Origin of the sequence: Bacillus sp. 22475 (assembly GCF_052044835.1) — a bacterium.
GTDB lineage: Bacteria > Bacillota > Bacilli > Bacillales > Bacillaceae_G > Bacillus_A > Bacillus_A cereus.
The window spans coordinates 241225-262246 of sequence record NZ_JBQENW010000005.1; the positions used below are offsets into that span (position 1 = coordinate 241225).

The window sequence follows — 21022 nt, forward strand, 5'->3', positions numbered from 1 at the left end:
TTCAGTAGGTATGTTAAAATACTCTGGGCACTTGGAAATAGGGTTTCACATATATGTGGATAAGGCGCATTTTTCTTAGAAAAAATATAAGAGAAATGCGCCTTTTGTATATTCACATTTCTTTTGTTCTATTCTAATGTAAGTTATGATGAGTGGTAAGAAATCGAATATAGGGGTGGGTTTGGATGAAACGAGTATTATTTATTTGTACTGGCAATACATGTCGTAGTCCAATGGCTGAGGCGTTGCTTCGTCATCACGGAGGAGATAGGTTTGAAGTACAATCTGCCGGTGTTTTCGCCTATCCTGGGAGCGATGCATCGGTACATGCGAAGGAAGCTTTAGCTGAAAAAGGGATTTCAATTGACCATACCGCGCAGCAAGTAAACGAAACTTTGCTTGATTGGGCTGATATTGTCGTAACGATGACAGAAAATCATAAACAAATTGTACTTGGGCATTATCCGAGTGTTGAAAAGAAATTGAATACGTTATATGGATTAACTGAAGGTATAGGCAAGGACATTTTAGATCCATTTGGAGGCTCGCTTTCTATTTATAAAGAAACGTTAGATGAGATGGAAAAACTTGTACAAACTTTACTGAAAAAACATTCAGTAGGTTGATGTTTCGTGTATAATACGATATTGGAGATCACTTCGTCCTATTGAGGTAGCGAGTGTGAAATGAAGATAATTGATTGAAACTTTGGAGGGGTAAAAATGAAAGTAGTAATAGCATCTGATCACGGCGGTATGAATATCCGCAAAGAACTTGTAAATTTATTAGAAGAGTTAAATATTGAATATGTTGATTTAGGTTGTGAATGTGAAGCTGGTTCTGTTGATTACCCTGACTTTGCGTTTCCAGCAGCTGAAATGGTAGCGAATGGTGAAGTGGATCGTGGTATTTTAGTTTGTGGGACAGGCATTGGTATGTCAATCGCAGCAAACAAAGTAAATGGTATCCGTTGTGCGTTAGTTCATGATACTTTCAGCGCGAAAGCAACGAGAGAGCATAATGACACTAACATGCTAGCAATGGGCGAGCGTGTAATTGGTGCTGGTCTAGCGCGTGATATCGCGAAAATCTGGTTAACAACTGACTATGAAGGTGGTCGTCACGAAAACCGCGTAGGAAAAATTAAAACATACGAAACAAAGTAATAGATTCTAACTATCAGTAGTGTGAAATATAATTTGGTGAACCAACCTGTGAAAGGAAGAGGCGTAATGACAGAAATCGTAAAGGTAAGAGAACAGCTACAAATGTCGCTTTCTGATTTCCAAGAACAAGCTTCATTACAAAGCGGTCAAATTTTTGTAGTGGGTTGTAGCACGAGCGAAGTGCTAGGCGAAAGAATTGGAACATCAGGAACGATGGAAGTAGCAGAGGCGATTTTTTCTGAGTTAAAACAATTTCAAGAGCAAACAGGTATTGAATTAGCGTTTCAATGTTGTGAGCATTTAAACCGTGCTTTAGTGGTTGAGAGAGAAGTAGCGATAAAATATCAATTTGAAATTGTAACAGTTACGCCTGTTAGATCAGCAGGTGGTGCATTGGGGACATATGCGTATCACAATTTGAAAGATCCGGTAGTAGTTGAGTTTATTAAAGCAGATGCAGGAATGGATATTGGTGATACGTTTATTGGTATGCATTTAAAACATGTAGCTGTTCCGGTTCGTACAAGTGTGAAGGCAATTGGAAGTGCACATGTAACGATGGCCAAAACACGTGGAAAACTAATAGGTGGAGCACGTGCTGTTTACGCGGTGGCGGAAGAGACTACCACTTGCAGTTAAAGATGAGAAATTAGGAAGTCATATAGTAGCTGTTTATCATAAGGTAAAAGGTATGTTGTCTGACTTTATAGTAGAAGAAAGAAAAGACCGATTTTCGGTCTTTTTTTTCTTTTATGATATAGAAAGTCATGTTAGAATGTAGTTGAAAACATGAAGGTTCGAAAGAATTACAACCTGAATTTTCGTTTTTTCTGAATAAATAAGAAAAAACTGTTGGGAATTGATGTAATTCGTTCAGAAAAGGGGGATTTTGGTGGATCATTTAAAACGTCAAGATGAAAAGGTATTTGCTGCAATTGAGGCAGAACTAGGAAGACAGCGTTCGAAGATTGAGTTAATTGCTTCGGAAAACTTCGTAAGTGAAGCAGTAATGGAGGCGCAAGGTTCTGTTTTAACGAATAAGTATGCTGAAGGATATCCTGGAAAACGTTATTATGGTGGCTGTGAACACGTAGACGTAGTAGAAGATATCGCACGTGATCGCGTGAAAGAAATTTTCGGCGCAGAGCACGTAAATGTTCAACCACACTCTGGTGCACAAGCGAACATGGCAGTATACTTCACGATTTTAGAGCAAGGCGATACAGTACTTGGTATGAATTTATCTCATGGTGGTCACTTAACACACGGAAGCCCTGTTAACTTCAGTGGAGTACAATATAATTTCGTAGAATATGGCGTGGATGCTGACTCTCACCGTATTAATTACGATGATGTATTAGCAAAAGCGAAAGAACATAAACCAAAATTAATCGTTGCAGGTGCAAGTGCATACCCTCGTGTTATCGATTTCAAGCGATTCCGTGAGATTGCAGATGAAGTGGGCGCTTATTTAATGGTTGATATGGCACATATCGCTGGTTTAGTAGCTGCTGGTTTACATCCAAATCCAGTACCACATGCACATTTCGTTACAACGACAACACATAAAACGTTACGTGGCCCGCGTGGTGGTATGATTTTATGTGAAGAGCAATTTGCAAAACAAATTGATAAATCAATCTTCCCTGGTATTCAAGGTGGTCCACTTATGCACGTAATCGCTGCAAAAGCTGTTGCGTTTGGTGAAGCACTTCAAGATGATTTCAAAACATATGCACAAAATATCATTAACAATGCGAACCGCTTAGCTGAAGGTCTTCAAAAAGAAGGACTTACACTTGTTTCTGGCGGAACAGACAATCACTTAATCTTGATTGATGTTCGTAACTTAGAAATCACAGGTAAAGTAGCAGAGCACGTATTAGATGAAGTTGGTATTACAGTGAACAAAAATACAATTCCATTTGAAACAGCAAGCCCATTTGTAACAAGTGGTGTACGTATCGGTACAGCAGCTGTAACATCTCGTGGTTTCGGTTTAGAAGAAATGGATGAAATTGCGTCACTTATTGCTTATACATTAAAAAATCATGAAAATGAAGCTGCATTAGAAGAAGTACGTAAGCGTGTAGAAGCGTTAACTAGCAAATTCCCAATGTATCCAAATCTATAATAGATTGAAGAAGACTGCCGAGACTTAATTGTTTTGGCGGTCTTTTTTGTGGACATATATTATTTTTAAAGTATGTATCCAAATCGTGAATAAATTTTGGCGATATAATGAAGGATACAGCTCCCATAATTGGTAAAGATACTAGATAGATTCATCGTAAAATCATGATTTTGCCAAATTTGCCCTTGAATATTAGTAGCGTTTTCTTTACAATCGTAAATAGTGTAAAAAAGCGTGCAAACGCATGAATATCATCTAAAGGAGAGATTCACATGGGAAAACTGTATGTATTTGATCACCCGTTAATTCAACATAAGATTACATATATTCGCGATAAGAATACAGGTACGAAAGATTTTCGTGAATTAGTGGACGAAGTAGCAAGCTTAATGGCTTTCGAAATTACTCGCGACCTTCCGCTTAAGGACATCGAAATTGAAACGCCTGTAAGCAAAGCGACAACAAAAGTGATCGCTGGTAAAAAACTTGGTTTAATTCCGATTTTACGTGCAGGTTTAGGAATGGTTGATGGAATTCTGAAATTAATTCCAGCAGCAAAAGTAGGACACGTTGGTTTATACCGTGACCCTAAAACATTGCAACCGGTAGAATACTATGTGAAACTTCCAACGGATGTAGAAGAGCGTGACTTTATCGTACTAGATCCGATGTTAGCAACAGGTGGTTCTGCGGCTGAAGCAATTAACTCTCTGAAAAAGCGCGGTGCGAAACAAATTAAATTAATGTGTATCGTTGCAGCTCCAGAAGGGGTAAAAGTAGTACAAGAAGAACATCCTGATGTTGATATTTATGTAGCAGCATTAGATGAGAAATTAAATGACCACGGATATGTAGTACCAGGTCTTGGTGATGCTGGTGACCGTTTATTCGGAACGAAGTAAGACAACTGACGAGCAGGGGAGATTCCCTTGCTCGTTTTTTTTGCTGTAAGCAAGTAGGGGAGGGGGAGGATAAATATACATCGTATATACAACATAAGTTGCATACACATCACATATAATATAGAAGTCTTACGTCTGAGGAACACTATATTATGGAAGGAAAGCGTTATATCTCGAAAATATAATAGTGACAAACTTGTGAACATTTCCTTCTATTATAAAGAGAAAACTGTTAGAAATTGCATATATGTAACCAGTATTTAGAAGGGGAACGTTTTCATTTTTGGGAGGAAATGCCTAATACTCAAATTTTTAGATTTTTTACGATTTCTCGTTGACACTGTTAATACCCTATTGTATGCTAACAACGGGGATAGATGGTAGGGCTTTCAGTGACAAAATTACATCTATTCCGTGACGAAAATGTAAACTTTTTGTTTTGTATAGGATTTATGCAAAAAAATGAGTTATTATTAACACATCGTGAATGAGGGTTACATATTGGAGGGATGAATCCTTGCAAAAAAACGATCGCAGCCATATAAAAGCATATGCTTTAATGTCAGGAATTCTTGCTCAGTTAGTCGGTTCTATACTTGTTGGAATCTTTGGTGGGCAGTGGATTGATAATAAGGTTGGAACGTTTCCATTGTTTCTTATTATAGGGTTATTACTCGGGTTAGGAACAGGGGTATACGCAATGATTCGACTCATTCGACATTACTATTCGGGAGAGCAATGATGATAGACGTACATGGACTTGTCCAAAGACAAAAGAAATATATGTACTACTTGCTTGCGCTTCTAGTGCTAGGATGGGGATTTACCTCTTACAAGGATGTATTTCTTGGGCTGATTATCGGAACGATTTTCAGTTTTCTTAGTTTGCGCATCATTGCACGTAGAACAGACAAGCTGTTAGATCGCGTAACAAATGGAGAAAACGTGAAGTTTAAGGCGACAGCTGTAAGTACATATTCAAGATTCGCCACGATTGGGTTATTAATTTTATTTGCAGCCAAATATCAAGAGTTAATTGCGATGTGGGGCTTAGGTGTAGGATTGCTGACAGGATACCTTGTCATGATCATAGATTTTCTTTATTTAGAGTATAAGAGCAGGGAAGAGAGGTGAATTACTAGTGGAACACGGTAAATTAGTTGAATTTCTAGGTTTAACGTTCGATTTGTCATCAGTTATGATGGTTACTGTAGCAGCAGTTATTGTTTTCTTAATCGCTGTTATCGGAACTCGCAGCTTAGCCCTTCGCCCAACCGGGATGCAAAACTTCATGGAATGGGTGTTTGACTTCGTGAAAGGGATTATCAATAGTACGATGGACTGGAAAACAGGTGGACGTTTCTTAACGCTTGGCGTTACGCTTATCATGTTTATCATCGTATCGAACTTCCTTGGTTTACCATTCATGTATTCAGCAACTGAAGCTGGCGAACATATTGCATGGTGGAGGTCACCAACGTCTGATCCAGCAGTTACATTAACATTAGCCGTGATGGTAGTTACCCTCACCCATTATTATGGAATTAAGATGAAGGGTACGAAAGAGTATGTTAAAGGTTATTTCCAACCTATGAAATTCTTATTCCCATTAAAGGTTATTGAGGAGTTTGCTAACACATTAACGTTAGGTCTTCGTTTATTCGGTAACATTTATGCAGGTGAGATCTTATTAGGATTACTTGCTAAGTTAGGCGGGGCATCATTCCTTGGAGCATTAGGTGCGCTTGTACCAATGTTAGCATGGATGGGATTCAGTGTATTCGTTGGATCAATCCAAGCATTTATTTTCGTTATGTTAACGATGGTTTATATGGCTCATAAAGTAAGTCATGACCATTAATATAATTTAAGTAAGAAAAAATTTATTTTTTTATAATACAAAGGAGGACAAATTAAATGAGTTTAGGTGTAATCGCAGCTGCAATTGCAATTGGTTTATCAGCATTAGGTGCAGGTATTGGTAACGGTCTTATCGTATCACGTACAATCGAAGGTGTTGCTCGTCAACCAGAATTAAAAGGCGCACTTCAAACAATTATGTTCATCGGGGTTGCTTTAGTTGAGGCACTTCCAATCATCGGTGTAGTTATTGCATTCATCGTAATGAACAAATAAGGGAGACTCCCCTTACATAGATGGCGAAGAGTGTTTTTCCGAACTTTCTTCGCCATTGCTTTATGAACGAAACGTATGTCTTTTTTTTTCATATGATCAATTTAGATATTTTGAAGGGAGTGAATCCTTGTGCCAACTTTATTATTAGGAGCTGCCATTCCATTTGGAACGATTGCTTATACATTGTTCATTTTCTTAATTCTATTAGTAATGCTACGCAAATTTGCGTGGGGTCCTTTAATGGGAATTATGAAAGAACGTGAAGAGCATGTTACTAATGAAATCGACGCTGCAGAAAGAAGTAACGCTGAAGCGAAGAAGTTAGTAGAAGAACAACGTGAAATGTTAAAACAATCGCGTGTTGAAGCACAAGAGTTAATCGAAAGAGCGAAAAAACAAGCTGTAGATCAAAAGGATGTTATTGTTGCTGCTGCGAAAGAAGAAGCAGAGTCAATTAAAGCATCTGCTGTACAAGAAATTCAACGCGAAAAAGAGCAAGCGATTGCTGCTTTACAAGAACAAGTCGCTTCTTTATCTGTTCAAATTGCTTCTAAAGTAATTGAAAAAGAATTAAAAGAAGAAGATCAAGTTAAGTTAATTCGCGATTATATTAAAGAAGTAGGAGAAGCGCGATGAGCAATGGGATTGTAGCAAAACGTTATGCTGTCGCTCTTTTTAAAATTGCAAAAGAAAAACACGTATTAGAAATGTTTGAAGAAGAATTACGCCTTGTACAAAACGTTTATGTAAAGAACGGAGAACTACATAGCTTTTTAACGCAACCGAACATTTCAAAAGAGCAGAAGAAAACGTTTCTTGCAAACGTATTCGGATCTGTTTCTGAATCAATTTTAAATACGTTATATATTTTAATTGATAACAAGCGTATTGATATCTTACCTGAAATTGCAGATGAATATGTTGTTCTTGCTAATGAAGAACGTAACGTAGCGGATGCAACTGTATATTCTATTCGTCTTCTATCTGAAGAAGAGAAGCTTAACATTGCAGAAGCATTTGCAAAGAGAACGGGAAAAGATGCAATTCGCGTGAAAAATGTTGTAGATGAAGATTTACTAGGCGGAATTAAAGTACGCATTGGAAATCGCATTTATGACGGAAGTTTACAAGGAAAATTAGCACGTATTCAGCGTGAATTAATGAAGAATAGATAGGGGTGAAGCACATGAGCATCAGAGCTGAAGAAATTAGCGCACTGATAAAGCAACAAATCGAGAACTATCAGTCTGAAATCGAAGTTAGTGATGTTGGTACAGTTATCCAAGTTGGTGACGGTATTGCGCGTGCTCATGGTCTTGATAACGTTATGGCTGGTGAGCTTGTAGAGTTCTCTAACGGCGTTATGGGACTAGCACAAAACTTAGAGGAAAACAACGTAGGTATTATCATTTTAGGACCTTACACAGAAATCCGTGAAGGTGACGAAGTTCGTCGTACTGGTCGCATCATGCAAGTACCAGTAGGAAAAGAACTAATTGGTCGTGTTGTAAACCCATTAGGTCAACCAGTTGATGGTTTAGGCCCAATCAATACAACAAACACTCGTCCAATCGAAAGTCCAGCACCAGGTGTAATGGATCGTAAATCTGTTCATGAGCCACTTCAAACAGGTATTAAAGCGATCGACGCTCTTGTACCAATTGGCCGTGGTCAACGTGAGTTAATCATCGGTGACCGTCAAACTGGTAAAACAGCAGTTGCACTTGATACAATCATTAACCAAAAAGATGAAGATATGATTTGTATCTATGTAGCTATCGGACAAAAAGAATCAACTGTACGTAATGTAGTAGAAACACTACGTAAGCACGGTGCATTAGAGTACACAATCGTTGTAACTGCATCTGCTTCTCAACCAGCTCCATTATTATACTTAGCTCCTTATGCTGGTGTAACAATGGGTGAAGAGTTCATGTACAATGGTAAACACGTATTAGTAGTATATGATGACTTATCAAAACAAGCAGCGGCTTACCGTGAGCTGTCATTACTATTACGTCGTCCTCCAGGTCGTGAAGCTTATCCAGGGGATGTATTCTACTTACATTCTCGCTTATTAGAGCGTGCAGCAAAATTAAGTGATGCAAGAGGCGGCGGTTCTTTAACTGCACTACCTTTCATCGAAACACAAGCAGGGGACGTATCAGCATACATCCCAACAAACGTAATTTCTATTACGGATGGACAAATTTTCTTACAATCTGACCTATTCTTCTCTGGCGTACGTCCAGCGATCGATGCGGGTACTTCTGTATCTCGTGTAGGTGGATCTGCTCAGATTAAAGCAATGAGTAAAGTATCAGGTACACTTCGTCTTGACCTTGCATCTTACCGTGAGTTAGAAGCGTTCGCTCAGTTCGGTTCTGACCTTGATAAAGCAACTCAAGCGAAATTAAACCGTGGTGCTCGTACTGTTGAGGTATTAAAACAAGGATTACACAAACCGTTACGTGTAGAGAAACAAGTTATCATTCTTTACGCTTTAACACGTGGATTCCTAGATGATATCCCAGTAGTAGATATCACTCGTTTCGAAGAAGAATTCCATGCTTGGTTAGATTCTAATGCGACTGACTTATTAGAAGAAATCCGCACAACTAAGAAACTTGCGGATGACGACAAATTTGCAGCAGCAATTAACGGATTTAAAAAAGTATTCGTAGCTTCTGAGTAATAAAAGCGGAAGCGGCTCGTCCTGAATGTGAGGGGGATGGAGCTTCTGACAAAGAGGCGGTCTTTGCCTCGTAGGAAGAAGTGAAGCCACCGAACATTCAAGCCGCTGGAGCTAGATAATAATATATATAGGCATCTCAATTTCTGAGATTGCTGACGGTTATGTAAAGGAAAAGAGTAGGTGCACCTATTCTTTTCCTTCAATCATGAGCAAGAATATCTTGCAACGTAGATTAGGAAGAGGATTCTTACTAATCGTGCCAACTTCCGGAAAAAAGGTGGTGAAAACCTGTGGCATCTTTACGCGATATAAAAGCGAAGATTACCTCGACAAAGAAAACGAGTCAAATTACGAAGGCGATGGAGATGGTATCTGCATCTAAGTTAAACCGTGCAGAGCAAAATGCTAAATCTTTCGTTCCGTATATGGAAAAGATTCAAGAAGTAGTAGCGAGCATTGCGCAAGGAAGTAAAGGAATTAATCATCCAATGCTAAATGCGCGTCCTGTAAAGCGTACAGGATACATCGTTATTACATCTGATCGCGGACTAGCAGGTGGTTATAACAGTAACGTATTACGTACAGTAAGTAACGTAATTCGTGAACGTCATAATATGGATTCAAATCAATATTCAATTATTGTACTTGGACGACTAGGACGTGATTATTTAAAACGTCGCGGCTTTAACATCATTGATGAAGTAGTTGGATTATCTGACCACCCATCATTTACTGATATTAAAGATCTTGCTTCTCGAGCAATTGCGATGTTCGCAGATGGTGCTTATGATGAGCTGTATATTTACTACAACCATTACGTAAGTAAAATTTCACAAGAAGTAACGGAAAATAAAATTTTACCGCTTACTGATGTGGCGTCTGACAAACCGACGACAGCTTATGAATTTGAACCTTCTGAAGAAGAAATTTTAAAAGTATTATTGCCACAATACGCAGAAAGCTTAGTGTACGGTGCATTACTAGATGGTAAAGCAAGTGAGCACGCAGCGCGTATGACAGCAATGAAGAGTGCTACAGACAACGCAATGGAAGTTATCGATTCACTTACACTTTCATTCAACCGTGCGCGTCAGGCAGCGATTACGCAAGAAATTACGGAAATCGTTGGTGGAGCAGCAGCGTTAGAATAGTATTAAAAGGCGTAAGCGGTTCGTTCAGAATGAGAGGGGGAGGGAGCTTTTGACGTAGAGGCGATTTGTGCCTCGTAGGAAAAAGCGAAGCCACCGAACATTCTAACCGCTGTAGCTAAACTAATAAAAAATTAAAAGCCGACTTCGCTTAGAAAGCTGGTTAATTAAAAGAAAGCTAGGAGGGAACCCGATGAATAAAGGGCGCGTTACGCAAATCATGGGTCCGGTTGTAGACGTTAAGTTTGATGGCGGAAAGCTACCAGAAATCTACAACGCCCTTACGGTAAAACAAAGCAACGAAAACGGAAGCATGAACTTAACATTTGAAGTTGCACTTCATTTAGGTGATGATACAGTTCGTACAGTTGCGATGTCTTCCACAGATGGACTTGTTCGTGGCACAGAAGTAGAAGATACTGGTAAAGCAATCTCTGTACCAGTTGGTGATGCAACACTTGGTCGTGTATTCAACGTATTAGGTGATGCAATTGACTTAGATGGTGAACTTCCTGCGGATGTACACCGTGATCCAATTCACCGTCAAGCACCTGCATTCGAAGAATTATCTACTAAAGTAGAAATTCTTGAAACTGGTATTAAAGTAGTAGACTTACTTGCTCCTTACATTAAGGGTGGTAAAATCGGTCTATTCGGTGGTGCCGGTGTAGGTAAAACAGTATTAATTCAGGAATTAATTAACAACATCGCACAAGAGCACGGTGGTATCTCTGTATTCGCTGGTGTAGGTGAGCGTACTCGTGAGGGTAATGACTTATACCACGAAATGAGCGATTCTGGCGTAATCAAGAAAACTGCGATGGTATTCGGACAAATGAACGAGCCACCTGGAGCACGTCAACGTGTTGCATTAACAGGTTTAACAATGGCTGAGCATTTCCGTGATGAGCAAGGACAAGACGTACTATTGTTCATCGATAACATCTTCCGTTTCACGCAAGCGGGTTCTGAAGTATCTGCCCTTCTTGGTCGTATGCCATCTGCGGTAGGTTACCAACCAACACTTGCAACAGAAATGGGTCAATTACAAGAGCGTATTACATCTACAAATAAAGGGTCTATCACGTCTATCCAAGCGGTATATGTACCAGCCGATGACTATACTGACCCAGCACCAGCTACAACATTCGCTCACTTAGATGCAACAACAAACTTAGAGCGTCGTTTAACACAAATGGGTATTTACCCAGCCGTAGATCCATTAGCATCTACATCTCGTGCACTTTCTCCAGAAATCGTAGGAGAAGAGCATTATGAAGTAGCTCGTCAAGTACAGCAAACTTTACAACGTTATAAAGAGCTTCAAGATATCATCGCTATCTTAGGTATGGATGAGTTATCTGAAGAAGATAAGTTAGTTGTACATCGTGCTCGTCGTATTCAATTCTTCTTATCTCAAAACTTCCACGTAGCTGAGCAGTTTACAGGTCAAAAAGGTTCTTATGTACCTGTAAAAAATACAGTTAGTGGTTTCAAAGAAATTCTAGAAGGAAAATATGATGACCTTCCAGAAGATGCATTCCGCCTTGTTGGTAGCATTGAAGAAGTTATTGAAAACGCGAAGAAAATGATGGCGTAAGGCCTTAGGAGGGACGAAGTATGAAGACATTTCCAGTCAGTATTGTAACTCCTGATGGACCGGTTTACGAAAAAGAAGTAGAAATGGTAAGTGTAAAAGCAGAGAGTGGGGAAATGGGGATCTTACCAGGTCACATTCCAACTGTTGCACCATTAAAAATTAGTGCAGTTCGTCTGAAAAATGGTGGACACACTGATTATGTAGCAGTAAGCGGTGGCTTTATCGAAGTTCGTCCAGATAAAGTGACTGTATTATCATCATCTGCTGAAGAAGCAAACCATATCGATATCCATCGTGCAAATGAAGCGAAGCGTCGCGCTGAGCAACGTATGCAAGACAAACAAGCACATGTTGACTTTAAACGTGCAGAAATGGCCTTGCAACGTGCCGTGAACCGTTTAAACGTTTCTGATATGAAATAAAAAAATCTGTAAGGGCTCTTGCCCTTACAGATTTTTTTTGTGTATTTTATGGATAATTTTACAAAACTGGTATAATTATATTGATGCTTGTATAAGTAGAAGTGTACAACAATTTATATTTTATGAAGGAGATGAATCAATGATTGGTGAAATGAAACGAGAAGCATTGTACTCTTTAAAGGGAAAATGGGGACTAGGTGTTGGATCAACGATTTTATATTTTATTTTAAGTTATGTCGTTTCGATGGCTGCAATGCTTATATTATTAATTCCAGGAATTATTATATTTTTCTTAGTTGTTAGCTTAGCTGGGTCAGTTGAGGCGGAAACGATGTCAATTGGAGCAGCTATTACATTTGGGATTTTCTATTGCATAATGATTATTTTGAGTAATGCATCTTATGGTATTACCTCATACGGTTACACGAATGTGTTTCTACAAATTAGTAAACGAGAAGATGCTAAAGTAGATTACTTGTTTGAAGGATTCCGTGGTTTTAAAAGAATGATGAAAACAATGTGGGCAATGCTTGCGATTTTATTATATACAGGTACATGGATTCCGATGTTGTTAACAGGTTTATTCATATTCTTAGGTGAAGAAGGAAATCTGTCGTTTACAATAGCTTTCTTCGTACTATTAGCAATTTCAATTGTTGGTATGATTGTGATGTATTTTTCTTATGCACTGACGTACTATGTGATGATTGAAAATCCAGAATATAGTGTTTCGCAGGCGATGAAGGAAAGTAAGAATCTTATGAGGGGTCATAAGTTAGATTTGTTTCTTTTGTGGCTGAGCTTCATAGGATGGGCTGTTTTAGCGCTTCTTACTTTTGGAATAGGATTTCTTTGGCTTAGTCCGTATATGAATACAACGACAGCACACTTTTATCGTTACATTTCAAAAGGTGAATTGCAATAGGAACATGCTATACTAATAGAATTATTGTGTATAGGAGGCGAGGCTACGCATGATTAGTGATTTAAAAGGAGAAGCACTAGATTCATTAGAAGGGAAATGGGGATTAGCTGTTGGAGCTACACTGCTCATTTCAATTCTTATCACAGCTTTTGATTTTAGTGTTGATTGGGGATTTTCTTTAATTTTTGGTTGGCAAAAAACAAACGGTTCACTTTCATTGAATATTCTTACATTTTTTGTTACTGGACCGTTAACTTTAGGTGGATATTACCTTGGTTTAAATATCCTTCGTGAAAATCAAGCCAGTATTGGTAATGTATTCATTTGGTTTTCAGAGGGAAAGAGATTTCTAAAATCATTTTTATTATATTTATTAGTAAATCTTTATCTTTTCTTATGGACGTTATTGTTCATTATTCCAGGTATTATTAAATCATTTTCTTATGCGATGACATACTTTATTATAAACGATCATCCTGAGTATTCACTGAACCAAGCTATTACAGAAAGTCGTCATATGATGGATGGACATAAGATGGAGTATTTTATTTTATGTTTAAGTTTTATCGGTTGGTTTATATTAAGTTGTATTACGTTAGGGATTGGATTCTTATGGTTAATTCCATATTTCTACACAACATCTGCGGCTTTTTACGAAGAGATCGCAGAAGAATATTATGAGAAAAATATTTAGCACTATAAAACCCCCAGTATGAATTATTTGTTCATACTGGGGTTTTTTTGTAGAAACTTTATAAATTGATTGCTAGTAAGTGGTTTACTGAAATAGTAACCTTGCATATATTTACATTTATGTTTTTGCAGAAACTTAAGTTGTTTTTCGGTTTCAATTCCTTCGGCAACGACTGAAAGATTTAAAGTGTTTGCGAGGGAAAGGATTGTAGAAACGATGGCTCGTTCTTCAGGACGATGATCAGCTAATTGTGTAAATTCTCTCGGTACTTTTAATGTGTCGATTGGAAAAATTGATAAATAAGCAAGAGAAGAATACCCAGTACCGAAGTCATCAATGGAAGTTTGGATACCGTATTCTTTTAATTGCTTCAGTCTTAATAACGTTTCTTTCTCGTCAATCATTGCAATTCTTTCTGTTAACTCAAGGGTTACATATTTTGGGTCGACTTGCACGTCGTTTAATATTTGTGAAATGTTTTCGATTAATTGATCTTGCCGGAACTCTTTTGCAGATAAATTAACACTTATTTTTAAATTTTGGTAGCCAAAGGTATGCCATATTTTTAATTGGAGACAAGCTTCTTGTAATACCCAATGTCCAAGTGGGACTACTTGTGGCGTCTCTTCTACAATTGGAATAAACTCACATGGTGAAATGTCACCTAATAGCGGGTGTTTCCACCGTATTAAAGCTTCAGCACCGATAATTTTATTTGTTGTCGTATCAATTTGTGGTTGATAAACGAGATAAAATTCTTTGTTTACTAAAGCGATTGGCAGATCTTTTTCAATTCGAGCTTTTCGCTCCATTTTTTTGTACAGTTCTTTCGTGTAAAGAGAGCTACCGTTTTTTCCTTTGTTCTTTGCTTCGTACATGGCCATATCAGCATGCTGCAAAATGGATAGTGGATCTTCACCTGCTTCAGGATATATTGCAATTCCGATACTTGGTGAGATTTGTAAATGTTGATTTTCGATTTCAAATGGCTCATTCATGGCCGCTACAATCATATCAGCCATTTTTTGGACATCTGGCTTTTTTTTGTAATTTTCGATAAGGATCGTGAACTCATCCCCAGCTAGCCGAGCGAGTTTCATATTTGATGTTGATATTCTTTCGAGCCTTTTTGCTACTGCGATAAGCAATAGGTCTCCTACTCGATGACCGAGGGTATCATTAATAACTTTAAAACGGTCTAGGTCGAGAAACATAACAGCAAAAGGCTTTTTCGATACTTTTGCTCGTGCAATTGCCTGTTCTAAATGTTTATGAAATGCACGACGATTTGCAAGCTCTGTTAAAGTATCATGGTATGCTAGGAAATTAATTTGTTCTTGTTGTTGTTTGCTTTCCGTAATATCTTTAATCATTAAATAAACCCCAGAAATTTTCTCCTTTAAAAAGATCGGTACGGCGGTAACGTGCAAGTAGTAAATATCTCTGTTTTTATGGTACGCTCGTATTTCTAAAGAGATAGAATATCCCTTTTTTACACGATGAAAGGCGTTAATCATTTCTTCTAAATCTTCTTCGTATATGAGTGAATAGTAAGGCTGGTTTAATAATTCATTCGTTTGATAACCAAGTAAAGTAGTACCAGCGTTATTTACTTTGAGAAAATTACCGTACAAATCTAATGTGAAGATTGGATCTGGATGATGCTCGTATAAAGATTTAAACATTTGTTGATTATGATAGAGTTCATTTTTCTGTTCTACTAAATCTTCTGTACGTAGTTCAATTTGTTTCTCGAGTTCTGAGTTGAATTGCATTTGAGCTAGCAATAATATTTTATTTTGTTTTCGAACTAAACTATGACGTATGAGAACGAAAGAGAAAGTTATTATAAGTCCGATTACTATAATAGGCGCAAAAACGTATTCGACTAATATAAAAACAATAAGCACTACTACCGAAATATACGGTAATGATAATCGGATTGCTTCACCAATTTTAAGTGTTAGTAGTACTTGTTCTTGTTTTTCAGGTTCTTTTGTATGGAGAATACAAGCAATTGCTACTAGTACTAAGGTTACTTGATAGAAAGGAGTAACTGTAAACATAGAATACTCTGGTATGAAGTATTTTATATAAGCATAAATCGCATCTGTAGTAGCATATAAAATTAAAGCACTGCCAAGAAGAGCACCAACCTTTTTAGGTAATAAGGATAGTGGTTTGAATAAAAGATTGATTCCTATTAAGAGAAAGAGTAAATCAGCCATTGGATAGGTAAGTTGAACAAATATGTCGATATAGGATGTTGTAAAGATGTGAATGGTTCGTTCAATAAGTAAGTAGTAACTTAAAGTAAATTGGGCTGTAACGATAATACAAATATCACATAGCATAAAAAGTTTTTCTAATAAATCTCGGTTATAAATGATTTCGTATAGAAAGGCAAATGCAAAACTAACTAAAAAAAGTAAGTAAAAAAAATCAGACGGATCAACGAACGTATAGAAGTCCTTTACAATTAAACGCTGATAGGCAACGACTATATCACCGATAAAATAAGAGAGAGCTCCAACAGATAATATGATCCAAAATAAACGAGGTAGCCCTTCTTTCATGTTTGAAAAGTAAAGAATATAACTACAAGCGATAATATCAATTAATAGGGTACTCGTTCCGATTAATAGCTGAAAAGGAAATGAGTATTCATATAGAAAAGGCATCGCTACGTAGTGAAGCGTTATGGACAGCAATACAATGCTTATAAGAATACTTACATGTGTTTGTTTTTTCATTTATATCACCTACGGTTCCTTGAAAAGCATATATAAGTTTTATATTTATTTTGCACAATTATAGCAAGTTGTAAAGATAGATTTTAATAATTCTTGTTTCTGTCTCCCAACATATCGACATAGGAATTTGAAGTTTGCTATAATGATTAGAATAGTTGTATTATTTAGAAAAATTTAAAAATAATAATTACTGCAACTAGGACATATTGTTTACTATGTGAACTTGTTCTTAATTTAGGGGGGAGGGTTTCACAATGGCAAGTGTATATGAAAATAGTTATATGATCGTTTTGATTTTCTTGCTATTAGGTATATTGCTGCCGGTAGTGGCTCTTACATTAGGAAGGATGCTGCGCCCAAATAAACCAAGTGCAGCAAAGGCGACGACGTATGAGAGTGGAATTGAGCCTTTTCATGATGCAAATATTCGGTTTCATGCTCGTTATTATATTTTCGCTTTATTGTTTGTGATCTTTGATGTAGAAACTTTATTTTTATATCCTTGGGCTGTTGCGTATGACAAGCTAGGTTTATTTGCATTAATTGAAATGCTCATCTTTGTTGTAATGTTGCTAGTTGGATTAGCGTATGCTTGGAAAAAGAAGGTGTTACAATGGTTATAAATTTTGAGGAATTACATCCAAATGAGCGAGCAGAATTAGAACGAAATATCTTTTTTTCTACATTGGAACAGTTGAAAGGATGGGCGAGGAGCAATTCTTTATGGCCGATGACATTCGGACTGGCGTGCTGTGCAATTGAAATGATGGGAGTAGGCTCATCACATTACGATTTAGATCGATTTGGGTCATTTTTTCGAACTTCACCAAGGCAATCGGACGTCATGATTGTATCGGGAACAGTAACGAAGAAGATGGCTCCTATTGTTCGGCGTTTATATGATCAAATGCCCGAACCGAAATGGGTTATTGCGATGGGATCTTGTGCGACAGCAGGTGGTCCGTATGTAAATTCATATGCTGTTGTGAAAGGTGTAGACCAAATCGTACCAGTTGATGTGTATATTCCTGGTTGTCCCCCAAATCCGGCTGCTTTAATTTATGGAATTAATAAATTAAAAGAAAAAATTCGTTACGAAGCAATGACCGGGAAGCAGGTGACGAATAAATGAGTAATCCAAACAAAGATTTAGAGGATCTGAAAAAAGAAGCAGCTAGGCGTGCAAAAGAAGAAGCGAGAAAACGCCTTGTAGCGAAACACGAGGCGGAAATAAGTGAGCTTGAGGCAGAAGATCAAGAAAAAGAGAAAGCGCTACCAAAAAATGATGATATTACTATAGAAGAAGCAAAACGACGTGCAGCAGCGGCTGCAAAAGCGAAAGCGGCAGCGTTAGCGAAGCAGAAAAGAGAAGGAACAGAAGAAGTAACGGAAGAAGAAAAAGCGAAAGCCAAGGCGAAGGCGGGAGCGGCTGCCAAAGCGAAAGCGGCAGCGTTAGCGAAGCAGAAAAGAGAAGGAACAGAAGAAGTAACGGAAGAAGAAAAAGCGAAAGCCAAGGCGAAGGCGGCAGCAGCTGCAAAAGCAAAAGCGGCGGCGTTAGCGAAACAGAAAAGAGAAGGGACAGAAGAAGTAACGGAAGAAGAAAAAGCGAAAGTCAAGGCGAAGGCGGCGGCCAAGGCAAAAGCGGCGGCGTTAGCGAAGCAAAAAAGAGAAGGAACAGAAGAAGTAACGGAAGAAGAAAAAGCGAAGCAGAAAGCCTCGCAAGGTGATGCGGATTCGGGAGATGAAAAGGCCAAGGCAATTGCAGTGGCAAAAGCGAAAGCAGCAGCAGCTGCAAGAGCGAAGACAAAGGGAGTTGAAGGTAAGAAAGAGGATGGGCCGAAGCAGGAAGAACCGTCCGTAAATCAACCGCATTTAAATCAGTATGTTGAGGCTATTAGGGAGAAGTTAGGAGAGGGTGCATTAGTAGATTCCTATATTAATAAATTGTCAAAGGATGTGCCAACTCTTGTGGTGAATCCCGCAAAATATTATGAAGTGATGGAGTCACTGCGATTCCATGAGGGACTTGCTTTTGATTATATGTCAGAGCTACATGCGACGGATTTTGTGACACATATGGAAGTGTATGTTCATTTGTTTTCATATGGTAAGAAACAATCGGTAGCGGTGAAGGTAAAGCTAGACCGGGAAGCGCCGCAAGTCGAGTCTGTGACAGCGCTTTGGAAAGGGGCTGACTGGCCGGAGAGAGAAGCGTACGATTTGCTCGGCATTGTATTTAAAGGGCATCCGAATTTAACGCGTATTTTAATGCCAGATGATTGGGTAGGATATCCGCTTAGGAAAGACTATGAACCGTATGATGTGGAGGTGTAGTTATGATCCGCACGGAAGAGATGCTTTTGAATGTAGGACCTCAGCATCCGAGTACACATGGTGTGTTCAGGCTCGTAATTAAGATTGACGGGGAAATTATTAAAGAAGCTACACCGGTTATTGGGTATTTGCATCGCGGGACGGAAAAGATTGCTGAGAGCTTACAGTATACGCAAATTATCCCTTATACAGATCGAATGGACTATTTATCAGCCATGACGAATAATTACGTCATTTGCCATGCTGTAGAGACGATGATGGGGCTTGAAATTCCGGAGCGTGCCGAATACTTGCGAGTACTTGCGATGGAGCTTGGAAGAATTGCGAGCCATCTCGTTTGGTGGGGGACAAATCTTCTTGATATAGGAGCGGTCAGCCCGTTTTTGTACGCGTTTCGTGAACGAGAGATGATTATAAATTTATTAAATGAATTATGTGGGGCACGGCTTACTTTTAACTATATGAGAGTTGGTGGTGTGAAGTGGGATGCGCCAGATGGTTGGATTGAAAAGGTGGAAGAGTTTGTGCCGTATATGAGAGAGCAATTGGCAGGTTATCATGATCTTGTTAGCGGTAATGAGATTTTCTTAAATCGTGTGAAAGGCGTTGGTATATATAGCGCGGAAGAAGCGATTTCGTATTCTTTAAGCGGAGCAAATTTGCGGTGCACTGGAGTAAACTGGGATCTTCGCAAAGATGAGCCGTATTCGATTTATGATCGTTTTGATTTTGATATTCCTGTTGGAAGCGTGGGAGATGCTTGGGATCGCTACGTTTGCCGAATGCAAGAAATCGAGGAGTCTTTAAAGATTGTTGAGCAAGCGGTTCAGCAGTTCCCGAAAGATGGAGCTGTGCTGGCAAAAGTACCGAAAATTATTAAGGCACCTAAGGGAGAAGCGTTCGTACGTATCGAATCGCCGCGCGGAGAGATTGGTTGTTATATCGCAAGTGATGGAAAGAAAGAGCCGTATCGTTTGAAGTTTCGTAGACCATCTTTTTATAACTTGCAAATTTTACCGAAGTTATTAAAAGGTGAAAACATCGCTAATTTAATTACGATTTTAGGTGGAGTTGATATTGTACTTGGGGAGGTTGATGGCTAATGATTGAGACGCTCTTACAATCACCTTCAAGCTGGACGAATTTCTTCATTTTTTTCGGATTAGCGGTGCTTCTACTATTTGCAGTCCTTGGCTTCGTTACATATGGAATTTTGGCAGAACGGAAAGTGATGGGGTTTATGCAAGGGCGGATTGGACCAAACCAGGTTGGAGGCCGATTCGGTTTACTACAAACGGTAGCTGATGTTTTAAAACTATTATTGAAAGAAGATAGTATTCCGAAAGCAGCAGATAAACCGCTGTTTATATTAGCGCCTGTCATTGCATTTGCACCAGCATTTATGGTGCTTGCAGTTATCCCGTTCACTGATAAATTTCAATTTGCCGATATTGGAGTCGGGCTACTTTATTATATTGCTGTTTCCGGTATTACGACGATAGGTGTTGTAACTGGGGGATGGGCATCAAATAATAAATATTCCCTTTTAGGAGGGATGCGTGCGGCGGCGCAAATGATTTCTTATGAGATTCCGCTTGTAATGAGTGTAATTGGTATCGTTTTGCTAGCTGGGAGCCTGAATTTAAATGAGATTGTAGCGGCGCAGGAGAAGGTTTGGTACATTTTCGTACAGCCAATTGGCTTCGTCGTTTTCTTAATCGCAGCAGTTGCAGAGTTAAATAGGACGCCATTCGATTTGCCAGAAGCGGAGTCAGAACTTGTTTCTGGATACCATACGGAATACTCAGGTTTTCGCTGGGCGTTTTTCATGCTTTCAGAGTACGTATATTTCTTCGGGATGGCATCGTTAATTACAGTGCTCTTTTTAGGAGGATGGAATCCAGTCATGTTTCTTGGATTTATCCCAGGTGCCGTATGGTTTGCTTTGAAATTTAGCAGTGTAGTCTTTCTATTAATTTGGTTCCGCGTTACATTCCCGCGTATAAGAGGTGACCAGTTAATGGAGTTTGGATGGAAAGTATTATTGCCGATTGCACTTGCAAATATTTTCTTAACGGCATTGATTAAGGAGTTATTCTTCTAATCTATGAGG

The 21022-nt window shown here is 38.6% G+C and carries 24 protein-coding genes; 23 read left to right on the top strand and 1 reads right to left on the bottom strand.

The genetic code is table 11. The features are described 5' to 3' along the window. The first annotated feature begins 185 nt into the window (after positions 1-185). The 18 genes from ACTJJY_RS11265 (at position 186) to ACTJJY_RS11350 (ending at position 13822) form a co-directional block, all read left to right on the top strand. Positions 186-626, top strand: coding sequence for a low molecular weight protein arginine phosphatase (locus ACTJJY_RS11265; protein ID WP_440605528.1), 441 nt, complete (start codon positions 186-188; stop codon positions 624-626). A gap of 96 nt (positions 627-722) precedes the next feature. Beyond that, on the top strand, positions 723-1166 hold the full coding sequence (rpiB, locus tag ACTJJY_RS11270; protein WP_000869539.1) for a ribose 5-phosphate isomerase B: 444 nt from the start codon (positions 723-725) through the stop codon (positions 1164-1166). 66 nt (positions 1167-1232) lie between these two features. Continuing rightward, the gene (locus ACTJJY_RS11275) at positions 1233-1805 is read left to right on the top strand and encodes a TIGR01440 family protein (protein WP_000136377.1); all 573 of its coding nucleotides are present in this window, start codon (positions 1233-1235) and stop codon (positions 1803-1805) included. A gap of 253 nt (positions 1806-2058) precedes the next feature. Beyond that, positions 2059-3300, top strand: a complete 1242-nt coding sequence (glyA, locus tag ACTJJY_RS11280; protein ID WP_000349806.1) for a serine hydroxymethyltransferase — start codon at positions 2059-2061, stop codon at positions 3298-3300. A gap of 272 nt (positions 3301-3572) precedes the next feature. Beyond that, positions 3573-4202 (top strand): uracil phosphoribosyltransferase, encoded by a 630-nt coding sequence (gene upp, locus ACTJJY_RS11285; RefSeq protein WP_000517539.1) that lies wholly within the window; start codon positions 3573-3575, stop codon positions 4200-4202. A 377-nt stretch (positions 4203-4579) separates the two neighbouring features. Further along, entirely contained in the window at positions 4580-4693 is a 114-nt protein-coding gene (locus tag ACTJJY_RS11290) for a DUF4024 domain-containing protein (protein WP_000232962.1), read from the top strand. A gap of 26 nt (positions 4694-4719) precedes the next feature. Further along, positions 4720-4944 carry an AtpZ/AtpI family protein gene (locus tag ACTJJY_RS11295; protein ID WP_001171223.1) on the top strand — a complete coding sequence of 75 codons (225 nt, stop codon included), beginning with the start codon at positions 4720-4722 and terminating at the stop codon, positions 4942-4944. Continuing rightward, the gene (locus ACTJJY_RS11300; protein WP_000567600.1) at positions 4944-5336 is read left to right on the top strand and encodes an ATP synthase subunit I; all 393 of its coding nucleotides are present in this window, start codon (positions 4944-4946) and stop codon (positions 5334-5336) included. Before ACTJJY_RS11295 ends, ACTJJY_RS11300 begins: the two co-directional genes overlap by 1 nt. Positions 5337-5343: 7 nt before the next feature. Next, positions 5344-6063, top strand: coding sequence for a F0F1 ATP synthase subunit A (gene atpB, locus ACTJJY_RS11305; protein WP_000399870.1), 720 nt, complete (start codon positions 5344-5346; stop codon positions 6061-6063). A 56-nt stretch (positions 6064-6119) separates the two neighbouring features. Continuing rightward, positions 6120-6338: a F0F1 ATP synthase subunit C gene (gene atpE, locus ACTJJY_RS11310; protein ID WP_000052064.1), complete on the top strand. Its 219-nt coding sequence runs from the start codon at positions 6120-6122 to the stop codon at positions 6336-6338. Between the two features lie 129 nt (positions 6339-6467). Beyond that, positions 6468-6974 carry a F0F1 ATP synthase subunit B gene (gene atpF, locus ACTJJY_RS11315; RefSeq protein WP_001142615.1) on the top strand — a complete coding sequence of 169 codons (507 nt, stop codon included), beginning with the start codon at positions 6468-6470 and terminating at the stop codon, positions 6972-6974. Then, positions 6971-7513, top strand: coding sequence for a F0F1 ATP synthase subunit delta (atpH, locus tag ACTJJY_RS11320; RefSeq protein ID WP_000064682.1), 543 nt, complete (start codon positions 6971-6973; stop codon positions 7511-7513). Before atpF ends, atpH begins: the two co-directional genes overlap by 4 nt. Positions 7514-7524: 11 nt before the next feature. Further along, positions 7525-9033 carry a F0F1 ATP synthase subunit alpha gene (gene atpA / locus ACTJJY_RS11325; protein ID WP_000027521.1) on the top strand — a complete coding sequence of 503 codons (1509 nt, stop codon included), beginning with the start codon at positions 7525-7527 and terminating at the stop codon, positions 9031-9033. A 290-nt stretch (positions 9034-9323) separates the two neighbouring features. Further along, positions 9324-10184 (top strand): F0F1 ATP synthase subunit gamma, encoded by an 861-nt coding sequence (atpG, locus tag ACTJJY_RS11330; protein WP_000157703.1) that lies wholly within the window; start codon positions 9324-9326, stop codon positions 10182-10184. 190 nt (positions 10185-10374) lie between these two features. Beyond that, positions 10375-11781 (top strand): F0F1 ATP synthase subunit beta, encoded by a 1407-nt coding sequence (gene atpD / locus ACTJJY_RS11335; protein WP_001032596.1) that lies wholly within the window; start codon positions 10375-10377, stop codon positions 11779-11781. A gap of 20 nt (positions 11782-11801) precedes the next feature. Beyond that, entirely contained in the window at positions 11802-12203 is a 402-nt protein-coding gene (atpC, locus tag ACTJJY_RS11340; protein ID WP_000847214.1) for a F0F1 ATP synthase subunit epsilon, read from the top strand. A 139-nt stretch (positions 12204-12342) separates the two neighbouring features. After that, the gene (locus ACTJJY_RS11345; protein WP_440605529.1) at positions 12343-13128 is read left to right on the top strand and encodes a DUF975 family protein; all 786 of its coding nucleotides are present in this window, start codon (positions 12343-12345) and stop codon (positions 13126-13128) included. 49 nt (positions 13129-13177) lie between these two features. After that, complete coding sequence (locus tag ACTJJY_RS11350) at positions 13178-13822, top strand: DUF975 family protein (RefSeq protein WP_440605530.1); 645 nt, start codon at positions 13178-13180, stop codon at positions 13820-13822. A 23-nt stretch (positions 13823-13845) separates the two neighbouring features. On the opposite strand, the gene ACTJJY_RS11355 is transcribed toward ACTJJY_RS11350, so the two are convergent. Continuing rightward, entirely contained in the window at positions 13846-16575 is a 2730-nt protein-coding gene (locus ACTJJY_RS11355) for an EAL domain-containing protein (protein ID WP_440605531.1), read from the bottom strand. 254 nt (positions 16576-16829) lie between these two features. Here ACTJJY_RS11355 and nuoA point away from each other — a divergent pair, with 254 nt between their 5' ends. The 5 genes from nuoA to nuoH are packed head-to-tail and all read left to right on the top strand — an operon-like array spanning position 16830 to position 21013. After that, positions 16830-17198, top strand: a complete 369-nt coding sequence (gene nuoA, locus ACTJJY_RS11360) for an NADH-quinone oxidoreductase subunit NuoA (protein ID WP_000179273.1) — start codon at positions 16830-16832, stop codon at positions 17196-17198. Further along, a complete protein-coding gene (gene nuoB / locus ACTJJY_RS11365; RefSeq protein ID WP_023523556.1) occupies positions 17189-17707 on the top strand; it encodes an NADH-quinone oxidoreductase subunit NuoB in 519 nt (172 codons plus the stop codon). The genes nuoA and nuoB overlap by 10 nt, the downstream gene beginning before the upstream one ends. After that, positions 17704-18909, top strand: a complete 1206-nt coding sequence (locus ACTJJY_RS11370; protein WP_440605532.1) for an NADH-quinone oxidoreductase subunit C — start codon at positions 17704-17706, stop codon at positions 18907-18909. Before nuoB ends, ACTJJY_RS11370 begins: the two co-directional genes overlap by 4 nt. A 2-nt stretch (positions 18910-18911) precedes the next feature. Continuing rightward, complete coding sequence (nuoD, locus tag ACTJJY_RS11375; protein WP_000621434.1) at positions 18912-20012, top strand: NADH-quinone oxidoreductase subunit NuoD; 1101 nt, start codon at positions 18912-18914, stop codon at positions 20010-20012. Continuing rightward, positions 20012-21013 (top strand): NADH-quinone oxidoreductase subunit NuoH, encoded by a 1002-nt coding sequence (gene nuoH / locus ACTJJY_RS11380; RefSeq protein WP_000573426.1) that lies wholly within the window; start codon positions 20012-20014, stop codon positions 21011-21013. Before nuoD ends, nuoH begins: the two co-directional genes overlap by 1 nt. The last annotated feature ends 9 nt before the right edge of the window (positions 21014-21022 follow it).

Bases quoted from the DNA above. Each gene is read 5' to 3' on its own strand.
- ACTJJY_RS11265 (WP_440605528.1), top strand. From the start codon at position 186: ATGAAACGAGTATTATTTATTTGTACTGGCAATACATGTCGTAGTCCA.
- rpiB (WP_000869539.1), top strand. From the start codon at position 723: ATGAAAGTAGTAATAGCATCTGATCACGGCGGTATGAATATCCGCAAA.
- ACTJJY_RS11275 (WP_000136377.1), top strand. From the start codon at position 1,233: ATGACAGAAATCGTAAAGGTAAGAGAACAGCTACAAATGTCGCTTTCT.
- upp (WP_000517539.1), top strand. From the start codon at position 3,573: ATGGGAAAACTGTATGTATTTGATCACCCGTTAATTCAACATAAGATT.
- ACTJJY_RS11290 (WP_000232962.1), top strand. From the start codon at position 4,580: ATGGTAGGGCTTTCAGTGACAAAATTACATCTATTCCGTGACGAAAAT.
- ACTJJY_RS11300 (WP_000567600.1), top strand. From the start codon at position 4,944: ATGATAGACGTACATGGACTTGTCCAAAGACAAAAGAAATATATGTAC.
- atpE (WP_000052064.1), top strand. From the start codon at position 6,120: ATGAGTTTAGGTGTAATCGCAGCTGCAATTGCAATTGGTTTATCAGCA.
- atpH (WP_000064682.1), top strand. From the start codon at position 6,971: ATGAGCAATGGGATTGTAGCAAAACGTTATGCTGTCGCTCTTTTTAAA.
- atpA (WP_000027521.1), top strand. From the start codon at position 7,525: ATGAGCATCAGAGCTGAAGAAATTAGCGCACTGATAAAGCAACAAATC.
- atpD (WP_001032596.1), top strand. From the start codon at position 10,375: ATGAATAAAGGGCGCGTTACGCAAATCATGGGTCCGGTTGTAGACGTT.
- atpC (WP_000847214.1), top strand. From the start codon at position 11,802: ATGAAGACATTTCCAGTCAGTATTGTAACTCCTGATGGACCGGTTTAC.
- ACTJJY_RS11345 (WP_440605529.1), top strand. From the start codon at position 12,343: ATGATTGGTGAAATGAAACGAGAAGCATTGTACTCTTTAAAGGGAAAA.
- ACTJJY_RS11350 (WP_440605530.1), top strand. From the start codon at position 13,178: ATGATTAGTGATTTAAAAGGAGAAGCACTAGATTCATTAGAAGGGAAA.
- ACTJJY_RS11355 (WP_440605531.1), bottom strand. From the start codon at position 16,575: ATGAAAAAACAAACACATGTAAGTATTCTTATAAGCATTGTATTGCTG.
- nuoA (WP_000179273.1), top strand. From the start codon at position 16,830: ATGGCAAGTGTATATGAAAATAGTTATATGATCGTTTTGATTTTCTTG.
- nuoB (WP_023523556.1), top strand. From the start codon at position 17,189: ATGGTTATAAATTTTGAGGAATTACATCCAAATGAGCGAGCAGAATTA.
- ACTJJY_RS11370 (WP_440605532.1), top strand. From the start codon at position 17,704: ATGAGTAATCCAAACAAAGATTTAGAGGATCTGAAAAAAGAAGCAGCT.
- nuoD (WP_000621434.1), top strand. From the start codon at position 18,912: ATGATCCGCACGGAAGAGATGCTTTTGAATGTAGGACCTCAGCATCCG.
- nuoH (WP_000573426.1), top strand. From the start codon at position 20,012: ATGATTGAGACGCTCTTACAATCACCTTCAAGCTGGACGAATTTCTTC.